The following is a 17,078-nucleotide window of genomic DNA, read 5'->3' on the forward strand; positions in this document are numbered from 1 at the left end:
GGCTCACGCTGCGCCGACGATGCCGATACTGCCGCCTCTGCGATATATCGCCGCTCCTTGGCCCTTATTGAGATGTCGCAGCGCGATAACCGTGCAGCCGGTTTCCTCACACAGCCTTTTGAGCGGAGCCATCACCTGCGCGCGGATATCCTGACCCTTGTAGCTGTTGGTGTCGCTGCCCAAAAACGATATCAACACATCCACGACAATCAGGCCGATATGCTGCTCACGCACAGCCTGTGCTATCTCTGTGGCAGTGCGTCGGTGAGCGTAATCGCTACCTCCTTGCCATCCTTGAAAACTTCCGATAGGGCGAACATCTTGGATGCGTCGCCTTGTGCGGCGCGAATGCGTGGGCTCACGGTGTCCGCCAGTCCATCTTCCGCAGTCAGCAGCAGCACGTTTGCGGGGTCGCATCCAGCAGACCCATCCGGCCATACTTGTTCCCGTGGTGACGTGAGCTGCGATATCTAAGGCCAAGGTACTTTTGCCAGTCGCCGGATCGCCGTCAATCAGTACGATCTTTCCTTTGGGAATATGGCCCGGCCGCAACCACAACGGTCGCTCCGGTTTCACATCAGCTAAACGGGTCAGCAAATAGGTGCGGGGCATCAGTTCAGTCTTAAGCTCAGACTCAGGCTGGCTGCTTTCGCTTGGCAAAATCTCAAACTCCAAGCCGCTCATCGCCGCGTTGGAAGCGTTGTGAGCCTCACCCAGCCGCCTGGATAAACGTCAACGACCGCACGAACGGTGTCAGCGTCTGCGCCACTTACTCCTTCCAGCGAGTGCCGGTGTCGTCCTTATCCACAATGGCAACCACATCAGCCCCACTAAGGGCTAAGCGCGCTGAATCAAGATCCAGTTTCGCGGCGAAGTTGCCGCCACCTCCCGCTGCGGTTACAGCGGCATAGCCGAGCGCTCGCAATGTGCCGGCATCTTTTTCTCCCTCTATCAGATACACTGGCTCGCCCGATGCCATGGCACGTTTCGCGTCGGCGGCCATCCACAACGGGTGCTTGTCGGCGGTGTTGCCGCTTTGCGAGATTCGCTTGGTGGGAGAGCGACGAACAATCAGACCGTCCGCATATTCATATGCCGTGCCGCGCTCGCTGTCGTAGATCATTGCTTCATAGCCATTGGAACGAGCCAGCGTAGCGGGAGCGTTCAGCGCGTTGAGCACATCGTCGGCTTGGCAAGTGCTGCAGCGGAGCAATGTGGCGCTTTCCAGTGGGGAATACAACACAGTGAGCGAGTCAGCTGCGCCGCAGTTTGGGCAAGTGCCGTGCAGCAGGCCGGTGTTTGGCTGAACTGCAATAGCTGCGCAGACGGCGGCGAACATAGGGGATCGGCCTAGGGCCAATGGTTCCAAGTATGGTTCGGGCATCTCGTACCGCTGTCTGATTTCCGCAGAATTTTCCGTGTGTGCAGGTGTAATCGTCGTTGTCTCATTTCTGCTGAGAAGCGGAGCGTTCGTGACATTCGCATGCCGTATGGCCGCCAAATCGGCGGCAGTGAGCCGGCTATCGCAGCTGTAACTGTTGTAGCCGCTGTAATCGGCATGGCCTTGAGGTCCGCTTTGTTGATCGAACAGGTCGATGATTTTCAATCCAAGTGCACCGGCAATGGAAGCGGTATCGCAGTGCTCCGCTCCGAAGCAGTGCAGCATGGTTTTGCCGTTGGACTGGTCGTAGGTGATGTGCAGTGAAGTGCCGCTGTCTCCGTCATGGGCGGAGCAGCTGCACTGAGCGTGTTGTCTTCCGGAGGTGTCGCGCGGAAGCTCTTGGAGCCTGAGATCTCGAGGATAGCGTCTCGCGGCTTCGAGCACTCGCTCGTATGAGGTTGCCATGCTCACTCCTCACCTGCGAATTCGCGCACGCTGGTGAGATTCACCAGAAACGTGTTGCCTACCTTGCGAGCGCGAATCTTTCCGGTTCTGATCAATCTGTAAACGCTTTTCACGTCCTCGTAGCCCAGCATCTCTGCCACTTGCGCTGGCTTGGCGGTGAGGCGCGGGTAGTCATTCTTCGTTGGAATTGCAGCCATATGTTTCCTTGCTCTCGTGCGGAACAGAGCCTGAGGAGCGAAGCGCTTCCGTCGAATTCGGACGCACTTCGCCCTAGATGATTCTGTTGTGGTTGTTGGCTGCACCGGTGCATGTTCCCCAGGTTTTTGCCGGCCCCCGGGAAGCTGGAATTCAGAATATGACGTTATTCCAAGGAGCGCAAAGGCTGAAAACGGCTGAAACTTGAACTAGATGTGTGGTCGTGAAATCGTTGGAATTTCAACGAAAACAAGTGATTCTGCGGTGAAATAAGATGTTCAGAATAAGACGAATAGGCTTTGTTGGTTGCAATGAGATTGGCTTATGGCATGTTGCCTTTGATGAGACCGTTTGTCTTGGTTGAGTCCAGTGGCCTTGGAGTTTGTTGGCTTCTGGTAGAAGTTGGTTGAATTTGTTAAGTGGATTTCTCCGTGCTTATTGAGTGCGCCATTCAGGCGAGCGCCTGAATAAGTCGCTGAACCGTATCCACCTGCACATCCAGAGGTAACAGCTTGAGGATTTTCACGCGTTGACTGTCGTCCAAGGCCTTCAGCACGCTCAGCCGGGCATCGGAAGGCATGACGGCAATGGTGTTCGCCAATACTTGAAGAGCGGAGTTCTTGGCGTCAGAAGGAATGGTGTCTGGTGAAGCAGCCTTCTGAGTGCTTGACGTATTGGCTGAACTTTGTGCGCTCTCTTCGGACGTCGTGGCATTCGGTGTTACGGCGTTCTTAGCAAGCGCTGCAGTCTCAGGATCGGCGCTCGCAGGTGTTTGGGATGCTGAAGCGGCGGCTGCGTTGACAGTAGACGTTGCATCTGCCGTATCGAGCGTATTGGCATCTGTCATCTCGCAGGATAATCCTGCTGAGGCATTGATGTTCGACTCGATCTTCGAGCGCAGCTTGGCCTCCGCTTCGGCGCTGGACTGTGTTGATATACGGCAACGGTTTTGATGTTCGTGTGTCCGCCGCGCTGCATCAGCTGGCCGACGGTAGCGCCGGCTTCGGCCATCAGTGTCAAACCGGAATGCCGCAATTCGTGGAAATCCATACCCTGCAAGTCAGGGTCGCCAACGGCTTTGACCGCGCGGACGAACGTACTGCGCAACGATTGGCCGCGAACGATACCGTGCGTGCGGGTTCCGGTAAACACCAAGGCGGTCGGCTTGTCGTCCACATAGATCTCCAGATGCCGCTTGATAACCGGCACTAGGGGAGCGGGGATCTCGCGATATCGCGCACGCTGCTGGGCTTCGTGGAGCCGAGTATTTGCTCCTTGTGCCCGTTGTGCAGAATCTCCTTGGCGGCTCGGTGAATATGCACAATCGGCGGTTGCTCGTCTAGCTCAAACGCATGGCGTTGTAGGCCCAATGCTTCGCCTTGGCACAGTCCCAGAAAGCCAGATAGCGTCACGGCCAATGCCAAGCTCGGCAGCATCTGATCGGCGATGGCCTGTACCTGTGCATAAGTCGCAATCTTGTGCACATGCTTCGTGGCAGGGCGCGGAACCTTGAACTGGACTGCGCTTGATCAACGTGGTGCCGGAATCGTCCAGCGGCGCATTGGCCGCGTGCGACATGATGCCGTCCAGCAGTTCGAACACATGCCGGCGAATGCTTTCGCCGCGGCCATCCTTGGTGACGTGCATGCTGTCGTACCGCTGGCGAATATCCGCAGGCCTGATGGCAGCCATGGGCTTGTTGCCCAGAACCGGGTTCAGATAGTCGCGCAGATACTGCTGGTACTTTTCCTTGGTGGTCTGCTGAATCGGCTCGTTGTTCGCCTTGCGACGCTTTTCCACATAGTCGGCTGCGAACACGCTGGAACAGTACCTTGCTGCCGGCATCAGCATTGTCCGTGACTTCCGCCGGAGCCCATGCGTTCAGGTCAATCAACCGCTTTGCCTCGTTGAGCCATGCCTCCGCCTAGGTCTCATAGCCTTCGTCGAATCGCTTGTGAATGCGCGCAGGAAGATGCGGATACTGGGATCGGGCTTCGACGGGCGGGATGTATGAGGCGTCGTAGGAGATCTGCCCGTTGGCACCGACTTTTCTCTCAATCTTGCCGAACCGGCGTCGTCGACTGGCTGGCCGTGTGCTTTGTGAAGTGCGTGCCATGATAATCAATTTCAACCGACATAAAAGCTGCCAAGCGGGCGACTCTGAAGTCTGCCGCTCAAGTGCTTAAGCGGCACCGCTTATCTTGCCGCCTATCTTACTGTAAAAGACAAGTCGAAAAGGATGATGAAGGAGAGGGGTAATCGTTGAAAAACCGCCAAAAACGTTGAAATTCCGCCGTTCTGGGTATGAAAAAGGGCTTCCGGAATCATCCGAAAGCCCTACTGGCGGAGAATACGAGATTCGAACTCGTGAGGCTGTTACACCAACACGCTTTCCAAGCGTGCGCCATAGACCACTAGGCGAATTCTCCAATTCTGCAACGTCTCACAGTATCTATCCGCGAAACGCAACTCGATTAGGATACAACAGTTTCTCCTAAAACCCAAATCGGCGTGTCGCAACGTCTCAAATCTCCTACTCACTGGAGGAATCTGCCTGTCACCAAGCTTCTCACAGACCAAATTCCTCCAGCCACTGGAACAATCAGTACACCCACAGGCCTTCTACGGTCCGAAAACCTCCACTCACTGGAGGAAGACCCCCACTAACGGGCCTCCCAGCATCCAAATTCCTCCACCCACTGGAGGATTCTTTCGTGTGTTGTGGGGAGGCGCACGCCAACAGACCAACGACAGACCAACACGCGACGGGACCACCGCAACGCCACGCCCAGGAACACCCCACGGAAACAAACAAAAAAAGGCTCCCGGAGCGTTGCGCCCGGCGGGAACCCCCACGCGAATACGAAAAAGAAAGGACCCTCCGGGAATCCCATCAGGGACTCGACCGGAAGGTCCTCCAAACAGTCGAATGCGGCGGCGCGCTACTCTCCCACACCCTCTCGAGTGCAGTACCATCGCCGCAGCCAGGCCTTAGCTTCCGGGTTCGGAAAGGGACCGGGCGTCTCACCTGGGCCATGACCACCGCAAAACCACTCTGAACGGCCGACCACACGGATCGGCCGGGAACGGAACCGACCACGATTCCGATCGTGGCGGTCCGGGAACCGGACAACGGACGCGAAGCAAATCAAACGCCTTACCGATCATCGTCATTGTGACCACAGGAAACAGCATTCCCCGCCATCCAACGAGAAGAACCACCACAGGACGAGACCCAACCCACCAGACATGGATCGGAAAGTGTGCCGCGTTCGCCCGTTAGTACCGGTCGGCTCCATCCCTCGCGGGACTTCCACCCCCGGCCTATCGAACACGTGTTCAACATGCGGGCTTCGGACGCTCCGAGGAGCGTCAAGGAATCCTAATCTTGGAGCAGGCTTCCCGCTTAGATGCTTTCAGCGGTTATCCCTCCCGAACGTAGCCAACCGGCCATGCCGCTGGCGCGACAACCGGCATACCAGAGGTCCGTCCACCCAGGTCCTCTCGTACTATGGGCAGGCCTCCTCAGGATTCCAACGAGCGCAGAGGATAGAGACCAAACTGTCTCACGACGTTCTGAACCCAGCTCGCGTGCCGCTTTAATCGGCGAACAGCCGAACCCTTGGGACCTGCTCCAGCCCCAGGATGCGACGAGCCGACATCGAGGTGCCAAACCATCCCGTCGATATGGACTCTTGGGAATGATCAGCCTGTTATCCCCGGGGTACCTTTTATCCGTTGAGCGATGCCGCGCCCGTGCGCCGGCACCGGATCACTATCTCCGACTTTCGTCCCTGCCCGGACCGTCGTCCTCGCAGTCAAGCCCGCTTGTGCGATTACACTCGAAACCCGATTGCCAACCGGGCTGAGCGGACCTTTGAGCGCCTCCGTTACTCTTTGGGAGGCAACCGCCCCAGTTAAACTACCCGCCAGGCACTGTCCCTGAACAGGATCACTGTTCGAGGTGAGACGTCAAACGAGAACAGAGCGGTATTTCACCTTGCGGCTCCACGATGGCTGGCGCCACCGCTTCGAAGCCTCCCGCCTATGCTACACAATCCGCGCCTAACGCCAATACCAAGGTATAGTAAAGGTCCCGGGGTCTTTTCGTCCTTCTGCGCTTAACGAGCATCTTTACTCGTACTGCAATTTCGCCGAGCTCCTGGTCGAGACAGTGGGGAAGTCGTTACGCCATTCGTGCAGGTCGGAACTTACCCGACAAGGAATTTCGCTACCTTAGGATGGTTATAGTTACCACCGCCGTTTACCGGGGCTTGAATTCACCGCTTCGCCCGAGGGCTGACGGATCCTCTTAACCTTCCGGCACCGGGCAGGCGTCAGTGCATATACAGCGGCTTGCGCCTTCGCATGCACCTGTGTTTTTGGTAAACAGTCGCTACCCCCTGGTCTGTGCCACCCCCGAAAGCTCCGGAAGCGAGTTCCATCACCATCAGGGGTCTCCCTTATACCGAAGGCACGGGAGTGATTTGCCGAGTTCCTTGACCAGGATTCGCTCGATCGCCTTGGTATTCTCTACCTGACCACCAGTGTCGGTTTGGGGTACGGGCGGCAACGCCCCTCGCGCCGAGGCTTTTCTCGACGGCCTGGACCACCGGATATCGCGCCAAAAAGGCGCCCATCATCGCACCTCACCCTACATGTCCCACGGATTTGCCTATGGGACGGGCTGCGTGCTTGACCACGGAAAACCACCTCCGCGGCCGGCTCCCATTCCGTGTCACCCCTGTGCGCTAACCTACCAGGACTACATTCCCAACGACCGCGCGCCCCGAACCCCGAAGGGAACGACGCCACGCGACCGGAGGTTAGTACTCATCCGTTCGGCTCTTGCGGTTCGCTGCCGGTACGGGAATATCCACCCGTTCATCCATTCGACTACGCCTGTCGGCCTCGCCTTAGGACCCGACTCACCCGGGGACGACGAACGTGGCCCCGGAACCCTTGGTCATCCAGCGGACGGGATCCTCACCCGTCTCTCGCTACTCATGTCTGCATTCTCACTCCCCCGAAGTCCACGGCCGGCTTGCGCCGCCGCTTCGCCCCTCGGGGGACGCTCTCCTACCCAACAGCCACAAAGGCCGTTGCCGCGTCTTCGGTGGTGTGCTTGAGCCCCGCTACATTGTCGGCGCGGAACCACTAGACCAGTGAGCTGTTACGCACTCTTTCAAGGATGGCTGCTTCTGAGCCAACCTCCTGGCTGTCTATGCGACTCCACATCCTTTCCCACTTAGCACACGCTTCGGGACCTTAGACGACGATCTGGGCTGTCTCCCTCTCGACGACGGAGCTTATCCCCCGCCGACTCACTGCCGGAATACACATCCACGGTATTCGGAGTTTGGCTGCTATTGGTACCCCACACGGGCCCGCAAGCATCCAGTAGCTCTACCCCCGCGATGCAATCAACCGACGCTGCACCTAAATGCATTTCGGAGAGAACCAGCTATCACGGAATTTGATTGGCCTTTCACCCCTAGCCCCAAGTCATCCCCCCGGTTTTCAACCCAGGTGGGTTCGGTCCTCCACGCGGTCTTACCCGCGCTTCAACCTGCCCAGGGCTAGATCATCCCGCTTCGGGTCCAGGGCACGCGACTCAAAACGCCTTTTGAGACTCGCCTTCGCTACGGCTCCCCCACGACGGGTTAGCCTCGCCACGCACCACTGACTCGCAGACTCATTTTTCGATAGGCACGCCGTCACCCCACAAGGAGGCTCCGACGGATTGTAGGCGCACGGTTTCAGGAACTCTTTCACTCCCCTCCCGGGGTGCTTTTCACCTTTCCCTCACGGTACTGGTACGCTATCGGTCAGACAGGTATGCTTAGACTTACCCCACGGTCGGGGCCGATTCACACGGGATTCCACGAGGCCCGCGCTACTTGGGACGCATGATCGGAAGACGGCAAGCTTCCAGGTACGGGGCTGGCACCCTCTGCGGCCAGGCCTTCAAGCCTGTTCCCCTGGCAAGCCGTTTTATGACTCCCGCCCGGTCCGTCGGAACCGGGACACACGCTCCCACAACACCACGAACGCAACCCCCGACGGGTATCACGCGCCCATGGTTTGGTCTGATCCGCTTTCGCTCGCCACTACTCACGGAGTATCCCTTCCTGCAGGTACTGAGATGTTTCACTTCCCTGCGTACCCCCGGAACAACACGGTTCCGTGCCGGCCCATGACGGCCGGCGGGTTGCCCCATTCGGAAATCCTCGGATCGAAGCCATGTTGGAGGCTCCCCGAGGCTTATCGCATCCTCAAACGTCCTTCATCGGTACTGTCTGCCAAGGCATCCACCATACGCCCTTCAGGGCGGCACACGCCCCGAAAAAACCTGATGATAAGCTTCTCCACGCCAGACGACAGATCATCACACTGTAAACAATGATCACAAAACGATCGATCTCGAAACCAGACTCCAAAAAGAAGAGCCTGGCGAAATCGCGATAAAGCAAACGACGGCAAGAAACATGCCATCGCATTGCTCGCGTCCACTATCCAGTTCTCAAACCACCACGCACCCAAGAAACGATCCGGACACGGCACACCGGCCGGCCGACCGCCCCAAGGGGACACCCGGAAAACCGCGCGCGACCAAGTCGCGGGTGGCGGTCCGGGAACCCAAAAGCATATCCGCACCACTCCCCGGACCCACAAAAGGAACCCGCGAAGCCAACGATCTCTTCCACACCAGCACGCCCACGCGAAACCGGGAACCGTTCCCGACGCATGGGCCGCACGACGGACGCCAAGCCGGCGTCCTGAAAAAAAACTCCGTAGAAAGGAGGTGATCCAGCCGCACCTTCCGGTACGGCTACCTTGTTACGACTTAGTCCCAATCACGAGTCTCACCTTAGACGGCTCCATCCCACGAAGGGTTAGGCCACCGGCTTCGGGTGCTACCCACTTTCATGACTTGACGGGCGGTGTGTACAAGGCCCGGGAACGCATTCACCGCGGCGTTGCTGATCCGCGATTACTAGCGACTCCGCCTTCATGGAGTCGGGTTGCAGACTCCAATCCGAACTGAGACCGGTTTTCAGGGATCCGCTCCACGTCGCCGTGTCGCATCCCGTTGTACCGGCCATTGTAGCATGCGTGAAGCCCTGGACGTAAGGGGCATGATGATCTGACGTCATCCCCACCTTCCTCCGAGTTGACCCCGGCGGTCCCCCGTGAGTTCCCACCATGACGTGCTGGCAACACAGGGCGAGGGTTGCGCTCGTTGCGGGACTTAACCCAACATCTCACGACACGAGCTGACGACGACCATGCACCACCTGTGAACCCGCCCCGAAGGGAAGCCCCATCTCTGGAACGGTCGGGAACATGTCAAGCCCAGGTAAGGTTCTTCGCGTTGCATCGAATTAATCCGCATGCTCCGCCGCTTGTGCGGGCCCCCGTCAATTTCTTTGAGTTTTAGCCTTGCGGCCGTACTCCCCAGGCGGGATGCTTAACGCGTTAGCTCCGACACGGAACCCGTGGAACGGGCCCCACATCCAGCATCCACCGTTTACGGCGTGGACTACCAGGGTATCTAATCCTGTTCGCTCCCCACGCTTTCGCTCCTCAGCGTCAGTAACGGCCCAGAGACCTGCCTTCGCCATTGGTGTTCTTCCCGATATCTACACATTCCACCGTTACACCGGGAATTCCAGTCTCCCCTACCGCACTCCAGCCCGCCCGTACCCGGCGCAGATCCACCGTTAAGCGATGGACTTTCACACCGGACGCGACGAACCGCCTACGAGCCCTTTACGCCCAATAATTCCGGATAACGCTTGCACCCTACGTATTACCGCGGCTGCTGGCACGTAGTTAGCCGGTGCTTATTCGAAAGGTACACTCACCCGAAGGCTTGCTCCCGATCAAAAGCGGTTTACAACCCGAAGGCCGTCATCCCGCACGCGGCGTCGCTGCATCAGGCTTGCGCCCATTGTGCAATATTCCCCACTGCTGCCTCCCGTAGGAGTCTGGGCCGTATCTCAGTCCCAATGTGGCCGGTCGCCCTCTCAGGCCGGCTACCCGTCGAAGCCATGGTGGGCCGTTACCCCGCCATCAAGCTGATAGGACGCGACCCCATCCCATGCCGCAAAGGCTTTCCCAACACACCATGCAGTGTGATGGAGCATCCGGCATTACCACCCGTTTCCAGGAGCTATTCCGGTGCATGGGGCAGGTCGGTCACGCATTACTCACCCGTTCGCCACTCTCACCCAGGAGCAAGCTCCTGGGATCCCGTTCGACTTGCATGTGTTAAGCACGCCGCCAGCGTTCATCCTGAGCCAGAATCGAACCCTCCACAAAAAACCTTTCATGAAGAGAACCAACATGTGACTCTCAAATAAGAAAATTGACATCCGTTTATAAGGAAAACGGACTGTCCGCAAAAACCCCGTCCCGTTTGACCGGCCTCCCGGCACCCACACGCGAACAACACGCGCGGGCCGTAAGACGGACTGGCAATCATTGACTATAAAGAAGTAGTACAAATACGCTCTTGAGTTCTCAAACCACCACCACTCACCCACCTCACGGAACCCCAACCAGGGAACCACTCGCCGAGCGGCAGCGAAGAGTCAATTTACACGAAACCGGCCACCCACGCAACCCGGGCATGCGGAAACCGCCGGGAAACGTTGGAAACACAACAATCCCTCGGCGTGTCGAAAACGGCCTCCGAACGGCCGCACGGCCAGTCTAGAACACGAAAACAACGACCACGTGAACCAAAAACAAACACCACACGACGCGTCACCAACCGACAAACGCAATGCAAATTGCATAGCCAACTCCATCACCGCCCAAAAAACGTCCGAAAAAGCTGTCAAAGCCGTGTCGGCAATCAACATAGACGGAATGAACCGTGGTATGCCTAATACATGAGCAAAAAGATCGCAGTATTGACGGGGGCGGGGATTTCCACGTCCGCAGGTATTCCCGACTTCCGCGGACCGGACGGTGTCTGGACCAAGCACCCTGAACAAACGAAAGTGTATGACATCGACGCATTCCTCGCCAATGAAGAAGACCGCGTGTATTCCTGGCGTTGGCAGAAGGAATCGCCTGTATGGAACGCGCAGCCGGGCACCGCGCACAAGGCGCTCGTCAAACTGGAACAGGCTGGACTGCTCACACTGCTCGCCACACAGAATTTCGACGCGCTGCACGAAAAAGCAGGCAATAGCAGCGACGTCATCGTCAATCTGCATGGCACCATCGGCACTTCGCACTGCATGAAATGCCATGCAAAATACGACACCGCCGACATCATGGCGAATCTCGACAACGAACCAGACCCACACTGTCATCGCAGACTGCCATATAGCGGCAATATGCCATGCAACGGACTCATCAAAACCGACGTGGTCTATTTCGGCGAGGCACTGCCGGACGGCGCGCTCGAAAAATCGTATCGCCTCGCGACGCAAGCCGATGAACTGTGGGTCATCGGATCCACACTGGAAGTCATGCCCGCGGCAAGCATTGTGCCTATGGCCGCACAGTCGGGAGTGCCGATCACCATTATGAACATGGGACGCACGCAATATGACCGATTGGCCGACCGGCTGATCCACGACGATATCGCCGTCGCCCTGCCCCAACTCGTCGACGAAACCATCGCCGCCGCACAATAAATATGAAAAATGGGATTCTGGATTCTGTAAATAGTAGCGAAATCCAGAATCCCACAATTTGCGCATCTTCAGTTCTTTGATATTTCGCAGGACTGCCGAAGATCTCCATAATTTCTGAATGTAGAAATCTTCTACATTCAAAGATTCATGCACCCAACGCAGTAATGGGAATCACGTAGATGCCATCTTCGCGTTGGTAGGCGAAATCTCCCACACCAACAAGCACTGCCAAAAATTCCGGAGCACGCACTCGAGACTGCGGATTCTTCAGCAACTTCTCACGCAAACGAAGCAGATTCTTCGCAGCATCGTCAACTTTGCTTTGACTGGACTTGATTTCAATGCCAGCCCAACGACCATCAGTCAACTCAATAATGGCATCGCATTCCAAACCGGAATCATCGTGATAATACCGGACCGGCTCATCACCAATATCAGGCAGCGCACGGGCATACACCAGCAGGTCACGCACGCACAAGTTTTCAAAAAGGAAACCGAACGTCTGCCAATCCTCAAGCAAAGCACGCGGATTCACGCCAAGCACGGCGGCCGCGATGGAAGGATCGGCGAAATAACGGCGAGGCTTAGTCTGCAAACGCTTCGGAGAACGTGACGGAGGCACCCAACCGGGCACGCCATCAATCACAAACATGCGCTCGAACATGGCCACATATTCGCTGATCGTTCTTGGAGAAATGAAATCTTCAAGGTCTTTCTGAAGGTCTTTCTTCTGGGAATCATTCTGTTTGTCCGCGACATCGGAATCCAAATCCAACTCGGCACCATACATATCCAAACCAAGCGTTTTGAACGTGACGGACTGACTCACATTGCGAGACAAAGAACGCAAAAGACGGCGAGCAACTTCAGGATCGCGCCTCTGCCTAGACACCCCTTCGTTCAGCGTTAGGTGCACATATTCACGAATGAGGATCTGCGCATCGGAAACCGGCAGATTCTGCGCTTCCGGCCATCCCCCTCTGCACACAAAATCGAACAGACGCTCCGTTGGCGTCTCCACTTTCGCAGGGTTGAAATCGCCTTCAAACAAGGATGACAAACTCACTTCGCCCGTGGAATCGCCACTTTCAAAAAGCGACATCGGACTCATGCGAACATGCCCGATACGCCCAGCGCCCGTATGCTTCGGGCGCTTGTCATGCATGGGCGTGGAAGAACCGGTCAGCAGCCACTGCCCCTTCTCCCCCGGCTCGTCGTCAACCTTGTGGCGCACCTCGTCCCAAATGGGCGGAACCAGCTGCCACTCGTCAATAACATGCGGACGTTCACCCAACAGCATTAGCGACGGATCGGATTGCGCGGCCATAAGATTGTTACCGCGGTCAACATAAGTGATACTTGCCGCATGCTGACGTGCGGACCACGTTTTGCCGCACCATTTCGTTCCTGCGATTTCGACGGCACCGAAAATGCGCATGTAGCGTTCGATCTGCTGATCGACAATACGCGGGCGATAACCTTGCGGCTTGACCTGCTGATTGCTATTTTTCGTCATATCGCATCTCGCTTCCATTCTCCGCACTCGTTACGCAACACCTGTTGCATGACTTCCGTACTTCTGCATAGTTTCCGTACAGTTTCCGTACAGATCCTCGCAGATCCGCACACTTCACAACACTGGCTCAGTTTCGTTGGCATTGCGTCGGTTTTGCTTGGGTGTTACCAAAATCCGAATTTTTGGATGACAAAAATCCGAATACTTCAACAACAATAATCCGAATTTTCCAACTACCAAAATCCGAATGTTCGGACAACGGAAATCCGAATGACGGAACAGCTGGCCGCGCAACAAAGCAACAAAGCAACAAAAAGGGTCTTGGAGGGCTTCGCGACAATCAACAATCATCGCAAGGCTTTCCAAGACCCTTATTTGTTAAAGCTGGTACTGAAATCAGAAGAAATCAGTAAATACGCTTAGGCTGGAAACCGGCTTCGCGCATCGCGTCAAGAATGCGGTCGATATGCTCGGGACCGTTGGTCTCGACGGTGACGCCCAAGGAAACCGAATCGGTGTAATGGCTGGAAGCCTTGAACTGGTCATGGTCAAGCGCAATGACATTGGCACGCTGCTCGGCCAGAATCGTAGCCACCTTGACAAGCTGGCCCGGGGTATCCGGAAGCTCGACCTCAAAGTTCATGATGCGACCGCGGGCGATCATGCCCTTCTGAATCACCGCACTGATGGAGACGGTGTCCTCATTGCCGCCGGAAAGAATCGGCACCACCACATGCGGGCCCTTCGCCTCGGCGAACTTGCGTGAGCGCAGGTTGAGATGCTCAAGCGCAGCCAGAGACACGGCGCCAGCAGCCTCGACAACCAGCTTGTGCTTTTCGAGCATGAGCAGGATCATCTCGTTGATATCACGCTCGGTCACGGTGACGATGTCATCAAGGAATTCGTTGAGCAGCGCGAACGTGAGATCGCCCGGACGCTTCACGGCAACGCCCTCGGCGGACGTACGCACCTGGTCGGCGGCAACCACATGCCCAGCGGCCAGCGAGTTCTTCCACGCGGGACTGCCTTCCGGAATCGCACCAATCACGCGCACTTCCGGCTTGAACGTCTTGATGGCAAGTGCCACGCCGGCGCCGAGGCCGCCACCACCCAGCGGTACGACCACATCAGTGACGTTCGGCACGTCTTCGAGAATCTCGAGGCCAATAGTACCTTGACCACACAGTACCTCGTAATCGTCAAACGGCGGCACGTAAATCATGCCTTCCTTGTCGCTCAATTCCTGGGCGCGAGCTGCGGATTCGTCGAATACCTCGCCGTACAGCACCACATCTGCGCCGTACGCCTTGGTGGCGTCAACCTTCAGCGGCGGGGTGATCTGCGGCATGCAGATCGTTGCTTTTGCGCCGCGTTCGCGAGCCGCATATGCCACACCCTGCGCATGATTTCCTGCGGAAGCGGTGACAATGCCGCGAGCAAGCTGCTCATCGCTCAAGGATGCGATCTTGTTGTACGCACCGCGAATCTTGAATGATCCGGTAACCTGGAGATTCTCAGGCTTGAGCAGAATCTCATGTCCAGTCATCTCGGACAGCACCTTGGACGGAATGATTTCCGTATGGCGTGCAGTGCCCTCGAGCCGTTCGGCGGCTAGTTTCAGTTCAGCTGCGTGATTGCGCTGCAATGCTTTGAGAACCTCGTTTTGTTCCATGAGCGTTATTGTAAGCGCACGTCTGCCGAAACTGCCTGATCATGCGGATTTTGCCATCAAAAGTGAGATTATCTGCGCAAATACTTGCAAAATTGAGATTGCTCATAAACGCAATCGGAGGCAATCAGAAATAATCGCAGTACAACAATCGCAATAAAAAGCGTTCGCACGATTCCGTGATGAATCGTGCGAACGCTTTGCAGAGAGTTTATAGGGAAAGATCGATTAGAGCTGAATCACGACTCCCTCCCAACGAGCAAGCTCGCCACGAGCGATCGATTTCACGCCATGCACGGCATCATAGGTGCTGAGCAGTATTTGCGATTCCGCGACGCCATCGCCGAGCAGCTCCGCCACTTCTCCCGGCAGGCCGGCGGATTTATCGGTGAGGTTGACGACAACAAGAATCGTATCGTCACCGTTGGTGCGAGTGAAGGCATATACCTGCTCGTCATCGGCAGCAAGCAGATTCCACTCGCCCGTCGCGACGGTCGCGTTGTTGTGGCGCATGGCGATGAGCTTCTTGTAGAAGCCGTACACGGAATCAGGATCGTCGAACTCCTCGGCGGCGTTGATCTCCACATGGTTCGGATTCACGCCGATCCACGGTTCCGCCGCCGCATCGGGCGCGGTGAAGCCGGCGTACCTGGAGGCGTCCCACTGCATCGGCGTGCGCGCATTGTCGCGTCCGATGAGCGCGAGGGCCGCCATCATGGATTCCGGCGACTGGCACCTGGCCTCCTCCACACGCTGGCGGTAGGCGTTGATGGCCTCCAAGTCGCGGTACTGGTCGAGGCTGGTGAAGTGGGCGTTGGTCATGCCCAGCTCCTCGCCCTCGTAGATGTACGGGGTGCCGCGGTGCATGTGCAGCAGCATGCCGAACGCCTTGGCGCCCAACTCGCGCGACTCACGGTCAGAGTCGTCGCCCCAACGGGACACGACACGCGGCTGGTCATGGTTGCAGAAGAACAGGCTGGCCCAACCGGCATCCTTCACGGCCTCCTGCTGCGCGGCTAGGCGAGTGCGCAGGTTCCTGACTTCGAACGGCACGGTGTTCCACTTGGAACCTTCCTGGTCGATGCCCACATGGTCGAAGAGGAACAGCATATCAAGCTCACCGTTCTTCGGATCGGTGATGAACTCGTTGCGGTCCGGAGTGATGCCCGGCGCCTCGCCGACGTTCATGTAGCCCTCGCGTCCCTCGAACACCTCGCGACGCATTTCAGCAAGAAACTCGTCGATGCGCGGACCGTCGGAACACCATGAGAACGGGCTGGAATAGCCTTCCTCACCAACTGGATAATCCTCAATTTCAGAACCGTCTTCACCCGGCAGTTTGCCGTTCTTATCGACAGTCTTCGAAACCTGCGTAATCACATCCATGCGGAAGCCGTCGATGCCGCGATCCATCCACCAGTTCATCATCCTGTACACGGCCTTGCGCACCTCCGGATTCTCCCAATTCAAATCCGGCTGCTTCCTGGAATACTGGTGGAGATAGTATTCGCCGCGCTTCGGATCATACTGCCAAGCGGAACCGCCGAAATACGACCCCCACCGGTTCGGCTCGGCACCCGGAGTGCCCGGCTCATGGCCCGGCCTGGCCGGACGCCACCAATACCAGTCGGCATGCGGATCATCCTTGTCGCGGGAGGCCTGGAACCAGGCATGCTCGTCGGACGTGTGGTTGACCACCAGATCCATCACGATCTTCAGACCGCGCCTGTGCGCCTCGGCGAGCAGCTCGTCCATGTCCTCCAACGTGCCGAACAGCGGGTCGATGTCCTGATAGTCGGAAATATCGTAGCCGTTGTCGTCCTGCGGCGACCTGTAGACCGGGGAAAGCCACACCACGTCCACGCCAAGATCGGCCAGATAATCGAGACGGCTGGTAATGCCCTTCAGGTCGCCGACTCCGTCGCCGTTCGTGTCCTGGAAGGAACGCGGGTAGATCTGGTAGACCACCGCGTTGGCCCACCACGGGTTCGGGGTCGCGCCGTTGGAACGCACGGCGTCGGGAAGAATGGAACGATTAAAATCAGTCATGTCGTGGAGCTCCTTTGCCTGACATTTGTTGGATTTTCGTTCGATCGTTTGCGACTGACTCTGCCTGTTTTTCAGCTCATGTCAGCTTCATGCAGAAGATCGATTTTGCCTACTCCCCTATGGTATGCAACCCTGTTTTTCTTTCTT

The 17,078-nt window shown here is 57.1% G+C and carries 12 protein-coding genes, 1 tRNA gene and 3 rRNA genes; 2 read left to right on the forward strand and 14 right to left on the reverse strand.

Annotation, left to right across the window (positions count from 1 at the left end):
• Positions 1-3: 3 nt before the first annotated feature.
• The 11 genes from BBKW_RS10340 to BBKW_RS08945 all read right to left on the reverse strand — a co-directional run bounded on the left by BBKW_RS10340 (position 4) and on the right by BBKW_RS08945 (position 10,366).
• A complete protein-coding gene (locus tag BBKW_RS10340) occupies positions 4-684 on the reverse strand; it encodes an AAA family ATPase (protein WP_081962280.1) in 681 nt (226 codons plus the stop codon).
• An 85-nt stretch (positions 685-769) separates the two neighbouring features.
• On the reverse strand, positions 770-1,846 hold the full coding sequence (locus tag BBKW_RS10345) for a hypothetical protein (RefSeq protein WP_081962281.1): 1,077 nt from the start codon (positions 1,844-1,846) through the stop codon (positions 770-772).
• A gap of 2 nt (positions 1,847-1,848) precedes the next feature.
• Entirely contained in the window at positions 1,849-2,043 is a 195-nt protein-coding gene (locus BBKW_RS08915; protein ID WP_033501495.1) for a helix-turn-helix domain-containing protein, read from the reverse strand.
• A gap of 449 nt (positions 2,044-2,492) precedes the next feature.
• Positions 2,493-2,888, reverse strand: a complete 396-nt coding sequence (locus BBKW_RS11070) for a RodZ family helix-turn-helix domain-containing protein (protein WP_231858481.1) — start codon at positions 2,886-2,888, stop codon at positions 2,493-2,495.
• On the reverse strand, positions 2,885-3,250 hold the full coding sequence (locus tag BBKW_RS11075) for a site-specific integrase (RefSeq protein ID WP_231858482.1): 366 nt from the start codon (positions 3,248-3,250) through the stop codon (positions 2,885-2,887). The genes BBKW_RS11070 and BBKW_RS11075 overlap by 4 nt, the downstream gene beginning before the upstream one ends.
• Before the next feature lie 135 nt (positions 3,251-3,385).
• Positions 3,386-3,886 carry a tyrosine-type recombinase/integrase gene (locus BBKW_RS11080; RefSeq protein ID WP_231858483.1) on the reverse strand — a complete coding sequence of 167 codons (501 nt, stop codon included), beginning with the start codon at positions 3,884-3,886 and terminating at the stop codon, positions 3,386-3,388.
• A 79-nt stretch (positions 3,887-3,965) separates the two neighbouring features.
• Positions 3,966-4,157 carry a hypothetical protein gene (locus BBKW_RS11085; RefSeq protein ID WP_231858484.1) on the reverse strand — a complete coding sequence of 64 codons (192 nt, stop codon included), beginning with the start codon at positions 4,155-4,157 and terminating at the stop codon, positions 3,966-3,968.
• Positions 4,158-4,382: 225 nt separating this feature from the next.
• Positions 4,383-4,470: transfer RNA gene (locus BBKW_RS08925), tRNA-Ser, on the reverse strand.
• Between the two features lie 500 nt (positions 4,471-4,970).
• Positions 4,971-5,088: ribosomal RNA gene (gene rrf / locus BBKW_RS08935) — 5S ribosomal RNA — on the reverse strand.
• A gap of 213 nt (positions 5,089-5,301) precedes the next feature.
• Positions 5,302-8,379: ribosomal RNA gene (locus BBKW_RS08940) — 23S ribosomal RNA — on the reverse strand.
• Between the two features lie 460 nt (positions 8,380-8,839).
• Positions 8,840-10,366, reverse strand: a 16S ribosomal RNA gene (locus BBKW_RS08945).
• The 16S, 23S and 5S rRNA genes sit together here with 1 tRNA gene alongside, the layout of an rRNA operon.
• A 575-nt stretch (positions 10,367-10,941) precedes the next feature.
• Between BBKW_RS08945 and BBKW_RS08950 the strand changes: the two genes are divergently transcribed.
• Positions 10,942-11,697, forward strand: a complete 756-nt coding sequence (locus BBKW_RS08950) for an SIR2 family NAD-dependent protein deacylase (protein WP_033501957.1) — start codon at positions 10,942-10,944, stop codon at positions 11,695-11,697.
• A 145-nt stretch (positions 11,698-11,842) separates the two neighbouring features.
• Here the strand turns inward: BBKW_RS08950 and BBKW_RS08955 are convergent, their stop codons facing one another.
• A complete protein-coding gene (locus BBKW_RS08955; protein ID WP_033501956.1) occupies positions 11,843-13,213 on the reverse strand; it encodes an ATP-binding protein in 1,371 nt (456 codons plus the stop codon).
• 270 nt (positions 13,214-13,483) lie between these two features.
• On the opposite strand from BBKW_RS08955, the gene BBKW_RS10640 reads away from it, so the two are divergent.
• Positions 13,484-13,636: a hypothetical protein gene (locus BBKW_RS10640; protein ID WP_157872378.1), complete on the forward strand. Its 153-nt coding sequence runs from the start codon at positions 13,484-13,486 to the stop codon at positions 13,634-13,636.
• Here BBKW_RS10640 and ilvA read toward each other — a convergent pair.
• Positions 13,620-14,885 (reverse strand): threonine ammonia-lyase, encoded by a 1,266-nt coding sequence (ilvA, locus tag BBKW_RS08960; RefSeq protein WP_033501955.1) that lies wholly within the window; start codon positions 14,883-14,885, stop codon positions 13,620-13,622. The genes BBKW_RS10640 and ilvA overlap by 17 nt on opposite strands.
• A gap of 225 nt (positions 14,886-15,110) precedes the next feature.
• A complete protein-coding gene (locus BBKW_RS08965) occupies positions 15,111-16,931 on the reverse strand; it encodes a glycoside hydrolase family 13 protein (RefSeq protein ID WP_033501954.1) in 1,821 nt (606 codons plus the stop codon).
• Positions 16,932-17,078: the final 147 nt, after the last annotated feature.

The sequence above is a fragment of the Bifidobacterium catenulatum subsp. kashiwanohense JCM 15439 = DSM 21854 genome (assembly GCF_001042615.1).
In the GTDB taxonomy this organism is placed as follows: Bacteria; Actinomycetota; Actinomycetes; order Actinomycetales; family Bifidobacteriaceae; genus Bifidobacterium; species Bifidobacterium catenulatum.